Here is a 13133-nt window from a genome sequence, read left to right as displayed (position 1 = left end):
GGCCCGGACAGTCAGCCCGGGCCGTTTGACGTTGAAACCCGCGCGTCTCAGACGGTGCCGCCAAGCTCCGTGCCGAGATCTTGCAGCTCCTTGCCGCCTGCCATCAGGTTTTGCAGTTCGTCGATGGTGATCTCGCCCTTGGCGTGGGTGCCGAGCGTCCTGCCCCGGTTGAGCACGGTGAAGCGGTTGCCGACCGCATAGGCATGGCGGACGTTGTGGGTGATGAAGATCACCCCCAGACCCTTGGCCCGCACCTGGCCTATGTACTTCAGCACCATCGATGTCTGGGCAACGCCAAGCGCCGACGTCGGCTCGTCGAGGATCAGCACCTTGGCGCCGAAATAGACCGCGCGGGCGATGGCGACGCACTGGCGTTCGCCGCCCGACAGGGTTCCCACCGCCTGCTGGGGGTCGCGCACATCGATGCCGATGCGGTGCATTTCCTCGCGTGTCACCGCGTCCGCGTGGGTCATGTCCATGTGGCGGAACGGCGGGAAGCCCTTCAATGGCTCACGCCCCATGAAGAAGTTGCGGGTGATCGACATCAGCGGGATCATTGCCAGGTCCTGATAGACCGTGGCGATGCCCGCATCGAGTGCGTCGCGGGGGCTCGAAAACGAAACCGGGCGCCCTTCGACGAGGAACGCGCCGTCGCTCGGGCTATGGACGCCCGACAGCGTCTTGATCAGCGTCGACTTGCCGGCGCCATTGTCGCCGAGCAGGCACAGGACCTCGCCGGCGTGGACCTTCATCGACACGCCGCCAAGAGCGATGACCGAGCCGAAGTGCTTGACGAGATCGCGCACCTCGATGAGCGGGGCGGCGGCCTCGGGGTTGGTTGCTGCCTGTGCCATGGTCACCGCTCCCCCGTTGCGCGCTTGCGGATGAAGTTGTTGAACAGCACGGCGATGAGCAGCATCCCGCCAAGGAAGACGAGATACCAGTCCTGGTCGATCTGGGTGTAGGTGAGGCCGATGAGCACCATGCCGAAAATGATCGCGCCGAGGAAGGCGCCGATGGCGGAGCCGTAGCCTCCGGTGAGCAGGCAACCGCCGATCACCGCGGCGATGATCGCCTCGAACTCCTTCTGGAACCCCCGCCGGGCATCGGTCGAGCCGGCGTCGAGAACGGTGAGGATGGCGACGAGCCCGGCGCACATCGCCGTCGTCATGAACAGGATCGTCTTCACCCTCTTGACGGGAACGCCGGAGTTGCGCGCCGAATTGGCATCGCCGCCGGAGGCGAAGATCCAGTTGCCGAAGCGGGTGCGCAAAAGCACCCAGGTGGCGATCAGCGCGATTCCGGTGAACCAGAGGATTTCCACCGGAACGCCGGTGACCTTGGGTGTCCCGTTCTTGAAGGTGTCGATCCAGCCGGCCTCGGCCAGCCGGGCGAAGAGTCCTTCGAAAGCCTCGCCGGAAAACAGCTCCATGACGAAGCCGTCGCCGGCGGCGTCCTTGATGCCGCGCAACTGGGTCGCCCCGCCGGTCGCCCATTTCAGGCCGACGAGGGTGAGACCGCGCAGGATGAACAGGAAGGCCAGCGTCACGATGAAGGACGGCAGGCCGGTGCGCAGCACGATCTGGCCGTTGATCGCACCGATGCCGGCGGCGAAGACAAGCGTCGCGAAGATGGCGACGATGAGCGGCATATCCCAGGTGACGAGCACCGTGCCGAAGGCCAGGCCGGCGAAGGCGACCATGGAGCCGACCGACAGGTCGAACTCGCCGCCGACCATGAGCAGGGCGGCGCCAATGGCGAGAATGCCGAGCTGGGCGGCGGGAGCCATGAAGTTCATCACTCCGGCCAGCGAGAACATCGCCGGGCTTGCCGTCAGCATGAAAAACAGGGTGACAAGAACGAGGCCGGCCAGGGCGCCGAGTTCGGGGCGGCGCAGCAGCCGCGTGATCAGGCCCGTTTGCCGGAGCCGCTCGTCGGCGGTCTCTCGGCGCGGCGGGTCTTGCGTCAGTCCGTCGCTCATGACGACGTGCCTTTCACGATTGTGGAGCTGGGGGCGTGCCGGCGGAGCGCGCGTGGCGTTGCCGCCGGCCGCCTGTCTCGCAATGCGGCGGGCGCGCGCATGGCAGCGCGCGCCCGCTTAGCAAGGCTGTCGTCAGCGGATGCCCTTGGCCGAAAGCTCGACGACCTGGGCGGCCTTTTCCTTGGTGATCAGGTTCGGGCCGGAAGGCACGTTGCCGCCGGGCATGAGGCCGTAGCGGGCGTTGTTCGCCAGGAAGACGACGGGCAGATAACCCTGCAGGTACTGCTGCTGATCGATGGCGAAGGCTGCGTCGCCGTCGGCGACGGACTGCAGGAAGTTGGCCGAAAGGTCGAAGGTGGCGACATTGACCTTGCCGACGAGGCCGCTGTCCTTGACAGCCTGCACCGCCGGCTCGCCGGCGAGACCGGCGCCGAGCGCCATGACCGTGTCGATGTCGCCGTCGGAGGCGAGCGCCGCCTTCACCTTGGACAGGATCTCGGCCGGATCATTGGTCGTGGGCAGCACGCTGACCGCCCCGCCGAAGCCTTCCGCAAAGCCTTCGCAGCGCTGATCGAGCGAGACGTTGCCGACCTCGTGATTGACGCAGACCGCCTTCTTGCCACCCATCTCCTTCAGCTTCTCGCCGGCCTTCTTGCCGGCGTCATATTCCTCCTGCCCGACGTGAAGCGCCGCGCCGAGGCCGGCGGAGACATCCGAGCCGGAATTCATCGAGATGACCGGAATGCCGGCGGAGACCGCCTTGCGGATCGAATCGCCAAGCGCGTCCGCATCGGGAATGGAGACGACGAGACCGGCCGGCTCCTGATTGACGGCGGCGTCGATGAGCTGGGCCATCGCCACCATGTCGAAGGTCTCCGGCGCGCGGTAGTCGACGGAAACGCCCATGTCCTTGCCGGCCTGGGCGACGCCGTTCTTGACGACCGACCAGAACGGATCGGAGGCCTGACCGTGGCTGACGACAATGATATTGATGTCGTCCTGGGCTGCGGCCGGCGCGGTGCCGGCAGCGGCGATGAACCCGACCGCCGCGGCGGCGGTGAGCATGCTGGTGAACAAACGCTTCATGATCTTCCTCCCAATGTCCGATTGTCGCCACGCCCGGCGGGCCGGACGCGGGTCTTCCCGCCCCTGTTCCTCCAGGCGGGTGTTTCATCGCCGCGGCATTCGTCGCGGTCGACTGTCCTCCTCTGACCGGCATCCGCCCCCTCTCCCGGGGAGGCCGCGCTGTCGGTCCGGAAAATTCAGAATGACATGTTCCAAAAATTTATATATGGAATTTTTATTCCATTTACAGCAAGGCAATGTCAAGCTGAAATCGGGTGGCGCCGGTCTGTTGTCGCGTGACGCGGCCGCACGCACCCTTGAACTGGAGGCCGGGCCGCTGAACGCGGGCGCTCCCGGCATGTGTCCATCGACCGGAAGGAATGCTCGATGAGCGAGGATGCAGGACCGCCGCGCGACTATGACAGCCTGAGGGCGCTTCTCATCGAGCGCCGGCCGTCGATGCCCAAGCGACTGGCGCAGGTCGCCGCCTTCGCGGTGGACAGGCCGGACGATGTCACCTTCGGAACGGTGGCGGTGATCGCCGAACAGGCCGACGTGCAGCCCTCGACGCTGGTGCGCTTTGCCCAGTCGCTTGGCTTCCAGGGGTTCTCGGAATTCCAGGACGTGTTCCGCGCCCGGCTGCGCGAGCGCTGGCCGGATTACGACGAGCGGCTCGAGGTGTTGCGCCGGAGGTCCGGCGACAATCACGATGCCCAGGCGCTGTTTTCCGATTTCGTCGACACGGCGGTCGCCTCTCTGCTGCGCTTGCGCAACACGCTGTCGCCGGAGGCGATGGACAAGGCGGCGCGGCTGATGGCGGGGGCGCGGGTGATCTACCTGGTCGGCCAGCGCCGGGCATTCCCGGTGAGTTCCTACATGGCCTATGCGCTGTCGAAGCTCGGCATGCCGGCGGTCCTTGTCGACAATCTTGCCTCGCTCGGTCCCGAGCAGGCCCATGCGGCCGGGCCGCAAGACCTGGTGATCGTGGTCAGCTTCACGCCCTATACGGCGCTGACGGTGGATGTGGCCAACCAGGCGGCGGCGCGGGGCGTGCCGGTGCTTGCCGTCACGGACTCGCCCTTCTCCCCGCTGATTCAGTCGGCGAAGGCGGTGATCGAGGTGGTGGAGGCGGATCTCGGCGCGTTCCGCTCGCTGTCGGGCACGCTGTGCCTGGCGATGGCGCTGTGCGTCGCGGCGGCCGAGCTGCGACGCGGCGACACCTGAAGCACGGAATTGCGAGCGCCTTCAATGTGGCCATGAAAAAGGCCCCGGCGGATCCTCGCCGGGGCCTTTTTCATGGCGCGAGTGTTGCGCGTTTCAAAGGCGGACGGGCAGGCCGGTTCGAACCGCCTCGGTGGCCGCGTCGGCCAGGCGCTGGGCGCGCAACCCGTCCTCGAGATCGGGCTTCGGCGCACCCTGGCCGGTCGCCGCCGCGATGAAGGCGGCCAGTTCCAGCCGGTAGGCGGCGGCATAGCGCTCCAGGAAGAAGTTCTGCACCGGATCGGCTGTGATGCCCTCGCCGGTCGCCAGCTCCACCGTGGTCTCGTGCTGGTTGCCGGCCCTGATGAGGCCGAGCGCGCCATGCACCTCGACACGCTGATCATAGCCGTAGGTGGCGCGGCGCGAGTTGGAGATCTGGCAGATGCGACCGCTCGCCGTTTTCAACAGGACGGCCGCGGTGTCGACGTCGCCGGCCTCGCCGATCGCCGGATCGACGAGGCTGGAGCCGACCGCGTGAACCTCGATCGGCTCCTCGCCGAGCAGGAAGCGAGCCATGTCGAGGTCATGGATCATCATGTCGCGAAACAGGCCGCCGGAGCGTGCGATGTAGGAAACCGGGGGCGGGGAGGGATCGCGCGAGAGGATCGTCACGAGTTCGACAGCGCCGACGCGCCCCTGGTCGATCCGCGCCTTCAGGCTGGCGAAATTCGGATCGAACCGCCGGTTGAAGCCAATGAAGACGACCGTGCCAGTGCCCTTGACCACCTCCATGACCCGCTCGATGCGGTCCGACGAGAGGTCGACCGGCTTCTCGCAGAAGACGGCCTTGCCAGCCCGCGCCGCACGCTCGATGAAATCGGCGTGCGTGTCCGTCGGGGAGGCGATCAGAACGGCGTCGGAGCTGTTGCCCTCGAGCGCCTCCTTGAGCGACAGGACGGGCGCGTCGAGGCGGCCGGCCAGCGCGCCCGCGGCGTCCTCGAGTGCGTCGGAGATGCCGGCGAGACGCACGTCGCCGACCTCCGCGGCGCGCGCGGCGAGATTGGCGGCGTGGATCTGGCCGATCCGTCCCGCCCCGATGACGGCGATTGAAAGCACGGACGCCTCCCTTGCTGGAGAATGGGTCGATTCAGGAATGTATGTTCCATATCTGGCGGAACATAGAATTCATGTTTCGTCAGTGCAAGCGGGCAGGCCCGGTTCAGGATTTCAGTGCGACGAAATAGTGGATGGCCCGCGTTTTCCCGAAGACGCGGTGCTCGACGATCTCGAACCCGGCCTTTTCGAAGGCCTGGCGGAGCGCAGGCGCCGTGAGGAAGGCGACGGGGGGCGCGAGTCCGACACCGCGCATGGCCCGCACGACGAGGCGTAGCGGCAGCGACACCTCGCCCAGGCAAGGGGTCTTGGAGATGAACCTGCCGCTGTGCTTGAGCTGGCTGCCGACAGCAGCGAGTGCCGCGTCGAGGTCTGGGACCAGATGAAGCAGGTTGAAGGCCATGACCGCATCGAAGGGGGCGCCCTCGATCCGGTCGGCGGCGTCGGCATGGCGAAAGGTGAGGTTGAGCGGCGCGGGCTTTTGCCCCGCGATGCCGATCATCCTGCGCGACAGGTCCGAGGCGGTGAGCTGAGCCACGCAGGGTGCGAGCCTGATCGCGGTGGTTCCGGTGCCGCAGCCGAGCTCGAGGGCGTTGTCGGACGGCCGCAGGGTGGAGCGCACCGCGTCGAGCATCGCCTCATAGGCGGGTACGTCCTTGATCGGGCGCGCCGCGTATCTCTCTGCGACGCGGTCCCAGAAGAGGACGTTCGGGGGCGGGCTGGTCATCTCGGCTTCCCGGGCAGTGGACGTCGGGCATCAGCCTGACCAAAGCAATATATGCGTCCTTGCCGGTTCTGACAGCCAAACTTCGTGAAACGGAGACGCAAGCGCATATGAACCGGCTCTCCTCCACCCGTCGCGAACTGCCCGCAAGCCGCAGGATCCGTGTTGCATGCGACGCGCTGGCGGCCGGATTCGTCGCGACGGCGCGGGCATGTGGCTCTGCCGGGGGAGACTAAAAAGGAACATTCGTTCCATATTGACGAGAATATGGAATTCGCGTTTCATGCACTGGCGCGCCGGCCGGTGAATTGCCGGGGCGCGCAACGCAACGGGCCTGGGAGGGGCGCATGACACGCAATGAGGGCGGGCGTCCGCTCGGTATCGGCCTCATCGGAACCGGTTACATGGGCAAGTGTCACGCGCTTGCCTGGAATGCGGTCGCGGCTGTCTTCGGGGATGTGGCGCGGCCGCGACTGGAGATGCTGTGCGAAGTGAACGAGGATCTGGCGCGGGAGCGGGCGGCGGCTCTCGGCTTTGAGCGCGCGGGCGCGGACTGGCGGATGCTTGTCGCCGATCCAGCGGTGGATGTCGTCTCGATCACCACGCCCAACCAGTTTCATCCGGAAATGGCGATTGCCGCACTTGAGGCTGGCAAGCACGTCTGGTGCGAAAAGCCGATGGCGCCGGCGCTTGCCGATGCGCGTGCCATGGCACGGGCCGCGCGAGAAAGCGGGCGGGTGGCGATCCTCGGCTACAATTACATCCAGAATCCGATGTTTCGCGAGATCGAGGCGATGATCGCCGGGGGCGCCATCGGCACGCCGTTCCAGCTTCGCGCCGAGATGGACGAGGATTTCATGGCCGATCCCGCGACGCCCTTCAACTGGAAGAGCGCGTCGAGTTCCGGACACGGCGCGCTCGATGACTTTGGCGTACATCCGCTGTCGTTCGCCCATCGCCTCTTCGGCAAGGCGGAGCGCGTCTTCTGCGACATGGCAAGACCCTTCGCAACGCGCCCCGACGCAGACGGTGCCCGCGCGGTCGAGACCCATGACATGGCCAATGTGCTCCTGCGCTTTGCCGGCGGGGTGCAGGCGAGCCTGCTGCTCAACCGCTCCGCCTGGGGGCGCAAGGGGCGCATCGCCGTGCAGGTGTTCGGCTCGCAAGGGGCGATCGTCTACGATCAGGAGCGGATGAACGAGGTGGAACTCTACAGGGCGGAGGGGCCGGTGGCGCGCCAGGGCTTCTCGCGCATTCTCGCCGGCCCCGCGCATCCGCCCTACGACCGGTTCGTGCCGGCGCCCGGACACGGGCTCGGCTTCAACGATCTCAAGGTGATCGAGTGCCGGGAACTTCTGAGGCGGATCGCGGGGGAGCCCTCCGTCACCATCGGTTTCGAGGAAGGGCTGGAGATCGAGCGCACCGTCGATGCCGCCGCGCGCGCCTTCGAGGCCGGCGGGTGGGTCGAGGTCTGAGGCAAGGCCGCCAGGCAGGCGCGGTCTGGCTAGGCGCGGTGTGCCTGAACGCGATGTGCCTGGGCAAGTGCGCGGGCAAGCACCGCATCGACCTCCGGCCCGCCCATCTGGCTGACGTTGAAGCGCATGAAGTCGGGAAGCGACCGGGTGACGCTGAAGGCGTTGCCCGGCGCCAGCACGATGTTCTCGCGCAGCGCCGCGCGGGCGACATCTGCCGCGTCCGTCCCCTCCGGTAGCCGGCACCACAGGTAGAACCCGCCGCGCGGCAGGAGCCAGGGGGTGATGCCGAGCCCGGCAAGGCGGGTCGCGGTCTGGCGGCGCGCGCGCGCCAGCCGGGCTCGCAGCGCCGCCATGTGCTTGCGGTAGCCGCCATCGGCGAGCGCCGCGTGCAGGAGCTGTGTCGCCATCGGGCTCGGGCCGCCAAAGCTTGTCGCCACCTGCAGGTCGACGAGCGCGGCGATCCAGTCTGGCCGCGCCGCGATATAGCCGCAACGCATGGACGCCGAGAGCGTCTTTGAGAAACTGCCGATGCGGATCACCCGCTCGAGGCCGTCAAGGCTTGCCAGGCGCGGCGAGGGCTCCGGCTCGAATTCGGCGAAGATGTCGTCCTCGATGATTGTCAGGTCGTGGCGCGTGGCCAGCGTCAGCACCCGGTGCGCGATCTGTGCCGAGATGGTCGCGCCGGTCGGGTTGTGCAGCGCCGAGTTGGTCAGGTAGAGGCGCGGCTTTTCCGCAACGAGCACCGCCTCGAAGCGGGCGATGTCGGGTCCTTGTGGCGTGTAGGGAACCGGCACGAGGCGCACCTGATGGGCACGCAGCAACGCCTGGAAGTTGAAATAGCAGGGATCGTCGACGAGCACCGTGTCGCCGGGACGCAGCAGCAGCCGGCAGATAAGGTCCATCGACTGGGATCCGGAGCCGGTGAGCAGGATCCTGTCCGGCGGCAGCTCCAGACCCTGCTCGCCGAGCGCGCGCGCGATCAGGCGGCGTAGCCCGGCCGGCCCCTGAACGGAGCCATAATCGGTGAGCACTTCATCGTCGGCGCGTGACAGCGCCCGCAGTGCGCGCCGCAGCGAGGCGGTGGGCATCCAGTCCGCCGGCAGCCAGCCGCAGCCGGGCTTTGGCAGGGCGGGATCGGCGTCGAGCGATTGGCGCGAGACCCAGAAGGGATCGATGGCCCGGTCGAGGCGGGGGCCGGCGGCGGCGATCTGCAGGGGCTGCGGCGTGTCGCGGACAAAGAACCCCGCGCCGCGCCGGGCCTGGATCAGTCCTTCCGCCGCGAGCCGGTCGTAGGCCTCCACCACCGTCGACGGCGAGACGTGCATCGTCGCCGCGAAGGCGCGGATCGAGGGCAGGCGCTCGCCCGGCGTCAGGCCTCGCGCCTCGATCCGGCGGCGGATTGCCGCCATCACCTCTTGCGTACGGGTGGGGGGCGTCATCTTGCTTCCCGGGTGTATGGGGAGTGAGTGCAGTACAGTTTGGATGAATTGTATTGATCTGTTGCTGTCTCCGCCAGCCCAATCGCGCCACACCGGACGGGACGGACAGGAGCGCGATCATGCAGTCACCTCTCGCCGCCTGGGGCAACGGTCTCCTCGGCGTGCTCATCTTCAGCGGCTCGTTGCCGGCGACCCGTGTCGCCGTTGCAGGGTTTTCTCCGCTCTTTCTCACCTCGGCGCGGGCGGTGCTGGCGGCACTGCTTGCCGCGACGCTGCTTGCGGTGCTGCGCGAGAAGCGCCCGGCGCGCGGCGACCTTGGTCCGCTAGTGCTGGTCGCGCTTGGCGTTGTCGTGGGCTTTCCGTTGCTGACGGCGATGGCGCTTGAGCACATCACGTCCGCCCATTCCGTGGTCTTCATTGGCCTGTTGCCGCTTGCGACCGCCCTCTTCGGCGTGCTGCGGGGAGGCGAGAGGCCGCGTCCTTTGTTCTGGCTGTTTTCGTGTGCGGGGGCGCTGGCGGTGGCGGTGTTCGCGCTGTGGCAGAATGCGCGGATCTCGCTCGCCGGCGATCTGCCGATGCTGGCGGCGATCCTCGTCTGCGGGTTCGGCTACGCGGAAGGCGCGCGCCTTTCGCGCCGGCTCGGCGGCTGGCAGGTGATCTGCTGGGCCTTGGTGCTCGCTCTTCCGGTCATGGCGCCGCTGGCGCTTGTCGCGCACCCGCAGACCCTTGCCGGAATTGCCGCGCCGGCCTGGCTCGGCCTGGCCTATGTGTCGGTGTTTTCGATGCTGGTCGGCTTCTTCTTCTGGTATCGCGGCCTCGCGCTCGGCGGGATCGCCGGCGTCGGCCAGTTGCAGTTGCTTCAGCCGTTCTTCGGACTGCTGCTCTCCGGGTTCGTGCTGAACGAGCCGGTGGTGCCGTCGATGATCGGGGTCACCGTCTTCGTCGTCGCCTGCGTTGTCGGCGCCCGGCGCTTCGCCTGAGCCGAACCAAGGGATCAGGCGAAGCTTGCCCGGGTCCTCTCGACCTCCTCGGCGATGAAGTCCGCGACGGCGCGCACGCGCGCGACATCGCGCACGCTCTCGTGCAGCACCAGCCAGTAGCTACGGCGGATGATGCGTTCCGGCAGCACGGGGATGAGGTCGGGATCGCGCCGGGCGATGAAGGAATGCAGGATGCCGATGCCGGCGCCGGCGCGCACCGCCTCGACCTGGCCAAGTGCCGAGGCGATCTCGAAGCGCGGGCGGAAGTCGCGGTCGATTTCGTCGGCATAGGCGAGCGCGGCGGAGTAGACGAGATCCTCGACATAGCCGACGAGGGCGTGGCCCTTGAGTTCCTGCGGGCTGCGCGGAACGCCGGCGCGCTCGAGATAGGAGCGGGTGGCGTAGAGGCCGAGCGTATAGTCGACAAGCTTGCGCGCGACGAGCCGGCCATGGTCCGGCCGCTCGACGGTGATGGCGATATCCGCCTCGCGCCGGGACAGGGAGACGGCGCGCGAGACCGGCACGAGCTGCAATGTCAGGTCCGGATGGCGCTCGGTCAGAAGGCCGAGCCGGGGGGCGAGGAAATCGACGCCGAAGCCGTCGGGCGCGCCGATGCGCACGCTGCCGGCGACAGCGACATCCGCGCCACCGATCTGGGTGCGGGCCGCGAGCATTTCCGCCTCGACCCGTTCGGCGGTGACGAGAAACCGGTCGCCGGCGGGCGTCAGCAGCGAGCCGGTGGTGCGCCGGTCGACGAGCTTGACGCCGAGATCCTCCTCCAACGCCGACAGCCGGCGGGCGACGGTGGCGTGGTTGAGCCCGAGAGCCCTGGCCGCGGCAAGCAATTGCCCGGTGCGCGCCACTGCCAGGAAGATGCGCGTGTCGTCCCAGTTCATGGCGTCGGCGTCTCCGCATTGCAGGTCATCGACTATAATTTTCGCACAACGGATGCGGCATTCATACTGTTGCTTAGTACAATTATTAAAGGCAATAACAGGGTGACCGGAGGAGCGCGGCACGGTGTCGCCTGTCCTGCGGGTGGATTCGCCAGTGCGCGCCCGGCTATGCTTCCGGCGGCTGGCAGGACCGGACCCGGGAAAGACAGCGGCGATACGCACGCCGCGCGGTTCCCGAGGGGCGGAAAAAGGGAGAGACGACCCATGCAGACAATCGGACATTTCATTGGCGGCAAGCATGTCGAGGGCACCTCGGGGCGTTTTGCCGACGTCTACAACCCGGCGACGGGCGAAGTTCAGGCCAAGGTCGCGCTGGCGAGCCAGTCGGAGCTTTCCGCGGCCATCGCCAATGCCGCCGAGGCACAGGTGGGCTGGGCCGCGACCAACCCGCAGCGCCGCGCCCGCGTGCTGATGAAGTTCGTCGACCTCCTGCACCGCGACATGGACAAGCTGGCCGAGGCGCTGTCGCGCGAGCACGGCAAGACCATCCCCGACGCCAAGGGCGACGTGATCCGCGGCCTTGAGGTCGCCGAGTTCTGCATCGGCGCGCCGCATCTGCTCAAGGGTGAGTTCACCGAAGGCGCCGGCCCGGGCATCGACATGTACTCGATGCGTCAGGCGCTTGGCGTCGTTGCCGGCATCACGCCGTTCAACTTCCCGGCGATGATCCCGATGTGGAAGTTCTGCCCGGCCATCGCCGCGGGCAACGCCTTCATCCTGAAGCCGTCCGAGCGCGATCCGTCCGTGCCGATGATGCTGGCCGAGCTGATGCTCGAGGCCGGCCTGCCGGCGGGCGTTCTCAACGTCGTCAACGGCGACAAGGAGGCCGTCGACGGCATTCTCGACGATCCGACGATCCAGGCCGTCGGTTTCGTCGGCTCGACCGCGATTGCCGAGTACGTCTATTCGCGCGGTTGCGCCAACGGCAAGCGCGTGCAGTGCTTCGGCGGCGCCAAGAACCACATGATCATCATGCCGGATGCGGACATGGATCAGGCCGCCGACGCGCTGATCGGCGCTGGCTTCGGCGCGGCCGGCGAACGCTGCATGGCGATCTCGGTTGCCGTGCCGGTTGGCGAGGAAGCCGCCAACGCGCTGATGGAGCGTCTTGTCCCGCGCGTCGAGGCGCTGAAGATCGGCCCCTACACGGCCGGCAATGACGTCGACTTCGGTCCCGTCGTCACCGCCCAGGCGCTGGCCCGGATCAAGAGCCTCGTCGATCAGGGCGTGAAGGAAGGCGCGACGCTTGCCGTCGACGGCCGCGACTTCACCCTGCAGGGCTACGAGAACGGCTACTTCATGGGCGGTTGCCTGTTCGACAATGTCACCAAGGACATGTCGATCTACAAGGACGAGATCTTCGGCCCGGTGCTGTCGGTGGTGCGCGCCAAGACCTACGAGGAGGCGCTCGACCTGCCGATGAGCCACGAGTACGGCAACGGCACGGCGATCTTCACCCGTGACGGCGATACGGCGCGCGATTTCGCCAGCCGCATCAACATCGGCATGGTCGGTATCAACGTGCCGATCCCGGTGCCGCTGGCCTATCACACGTTTGGTGGCTGGAAGCGTTCCGGCTTCGGCGATCTCAACCAGCATGGCCCGGACGCCTTCCGCTTCTACACGCGGACGAAGACGGTGACCTCGCGCTGGCCGTCGGGCCTGAAGGACGGCGCCGAGTTCTCCATCCCGACGATGAAGTGAGCCCCGGTCCGGCCCTGTGGGGCCGGATCGATCGTGCCGCATCTGAATGAACAGGGACCCGCTCCGGCTTGCCGGGGCGGGTCTTTTCGCATGTGCGTTTCCGGTTCAGACGGCGACGGACGCATCCGTCGTGAAGTGGCTCATGTGGATCATCCCGCTGATCGCCGCGCGAAAGTCGGCGAAGCGGGCGTCCTTGACGAAGGTCTCGGCGGCGGCCTGCGCATGGGCCAGGCTCTGCCATTCGGCCAGATCGGCAAAGGTGGCGTCGTCCTCGCAGCCGCGTACCGCCGTCCAGGAGATGAAGCCCGGCATGGTCTTGATGTGGCCCATGGCCTCCCGACGGATGCGGGTCGCGTCATCGGCGTCGCGGACGGTGTAGACGACGAGTTCGAGGCATCTTTCGCTCATGTCAGCTCCTTGAAGGGATGGTCCGGCCCCGGGGTGGGGCGGTCGCTTCCTTCTAGGGGCAGGCTGCTGACAGCATGGCGTCAGCAGC

General features: G+C 67.4%; 12 protein-coding genes. 4 read left to right on the top strand and 8 right to left on the bottom strand.

What is annotated here, in order from left to right:
• Positions 1 to 47 precede the first annotated feature (47 nt).
• From ACN0WF_RS01080 to ACN0WF_RS01070, 3 genes are all read right to left on the bottom strand, one after another.
• Positions 48 to 854 (bottom strand): ATP-binding cassette domain-containing protein, encoded by an 807-nt coding sequence (locus tag ACN0WF_RS01080; RefSeq protein ID WP_417770914.1) that lies wholly within the window; start codon positions 852 to 854, stop codon positions 48 to 50.
• A gap of 2 nt (positions 855 to 856) precedes the next feature.
• The gene (locus ACN0WF_RS01075) at positions 857 to 1981 is read right to left on the bottom strand and encodes an ABC transporter permease (RefSeq protein WP_417770913.1); all 1125 of its coding nucleotides are present in this window, start codon (positions 1979 to 1981) and stop codon (positions 857 to 859) included.
• Between the two features lie 132 nt (positions 1982 to 2113).
• Entirely contained in the window at positions 2114 to 3067 is a 954-nt protein-coding gene (locus ACN0WF_RS01070; protein ID WP_417770912.1) for a sugar ABC transporter substrate-binding protein, read from the bottom strand.
• A gap of 366 nt (positions 3068 to 3433) precedes the next feature.
• Between ACN0WF_RS01070 and ACN0WF_RS01065 the strand changes: the two genes are divergently transcribed.
• Entirely contained in the window at positions 3434 to 4270 is an 837-nt protein-coding gene (locus tag ACN0WF_RS01065) for a MurR/RpiR family transcriptional regulator (RefSeq protein WP_417770911.1), read from the top strand.
• A 93-nt stretch (positions 4271 to 4363) separates the two neighbouring features.
• Here the strand turns inward: ACN0WF_RS01065 and iolG are convergent, their stop codons facing one another.
• On the bottom strand, positions 4364 to 5362 hold the full coding sequence (gene iolG / locus ACN0WF_RS01060) for an inositol 2-dehydrogenase (RefSeq protein ID WP_417770910.1): 999 nt from the start codon (positions 5360 to 5362) through the stop codon (positions 4364 to 4366).
• Positions 5363 to 5465: 103 nt separating this feature from the next.
• The gene (locus ACN0WF_RS01055; protein WP_417770909.1) at positions 5466 to 6086 is read right to left on the bottom strand and encodes a class I SAM-dependent methyltransferase; all 621 of its coding nucleotides are present in this window, start codon (positions 6084 to 6086) and stop codon (positions 5466 to 5468) included.
• A gap of 344 nt (positions 6087 to 6430) precedes the next feature.
• On the opposite strand from ACN0WF_RS01055, the gene ACN0WF_RS01050 reads away from it, so the two are divergent.
• Entirely contained in the window at positions 6431 to 7558 is a 1128-nt protein-coding gene (locus tag ACN0WF_RS01050; protein ID WP_417770908.1) for a Gfo/Idh/MocA family protein, read from the top strand.
• A 29-nt stretch (positions 7559 to 7587) separates the two neighbouring features.
• Here ACN0WF_RS01050 and ACN0WF_RS01045 read toward each other — a convergent pair whose 3' ends face one another.
• The gene (locus ACN0WF_RS01045; RefSeq protein WP_417770907.1) at positions 7588 to 8997 is read right to left on the bottom strand and encodes a PLP-dependent aminotransferase family protein; all 1410 of its coding nucleotides are present in this window, start codon (positions 8995 to 8997) and stop codon (positions 7588 to 7590) included.
• Positions 8998 to 9116: 119 nt separating this feature from the next.
• On the opposite strand from ACN0WF_RS01045, the gene ACN0WF_RS01040 reads away from it, so the two are divergent.
• Positions 9117 to 9977 carry a DMT family transporter gene (locus ACN0WF_RS01040; protein ID WP_417770906.1) on the top strand — a complete coding sequence of 287 codons (861 nt, stop codon included), beginning with the start codon at positions 9117 to 9119 and terminating at the stop codon, positions 9975 to 9977.
• A 14-nt stretch (positions 9978 to 9991) separates the two neighbouring features.
• Here ACN0WF_RS01040 and ACN0WF_RS01035 read toward each other — a convergent pair whose 3' ends face one another.
• Positions 9992 to 10873 carry a LysR family transcriptional regulator gene (locus tag ACN0WF_RS01035; protein ID WP_417770905.1) on the bottom strand — a complete coding sequence of 294 codons (882 nt, stop codon included), beginning with the start codon at positions 10871 to 10873 and terminating at the stop codon, positions 9992 to 9994.
• A gap of 264 nt (positions 10874 to 11137) precedes the next feature.
• Between ACN0WF_RS01035 and ACN0WF_RS01030 the strand changes: the two genes are divergently transcribed.
• On the top strand, positions 11138 to 12637 hold the full coding sequence (locus tag ACN0WF_RS01030) for a CoA-acylating methylmalonate-semialdehyde dehydrogenase (protein WP_417770904.1): 1500 nt from the start codon (positions 11138 to 11140) through the stop codon (positions 12635 to 12637).
• A 105-nt stretch (positions 12638 to 12742) separates the two neighbouring features.
• Here the strand turns inward: ACN0WF_RS01030 and ACN0WF_RS01025 are convergent, their stop codons facing one another.
• Positions 12743 to 13045, bottom strand: a complete 303-nt coding sequence (locus ACN0WF_RS01025; RefSeq protein ID WP_417770903.1) for an antibiotic biosynthesis monooxygenase family protein — start codon at positions 13043 to 13045, stop codon at positions 12743 to 12745.
• Between the last annotated feature and the right edge of the window lie 88 nt (positions 13046 to 13133).

Source organism: Stappia sp. (assembly GCF_048268045.1).
Lineage (GTDB): Bacteria > Pseudomonadota > Alphaproteobacteria > Rhizobiales > Stappiaceae > Stappia.
This window is presented reverse-complemented; position numbering and strand designations above follow the sequence as displayed.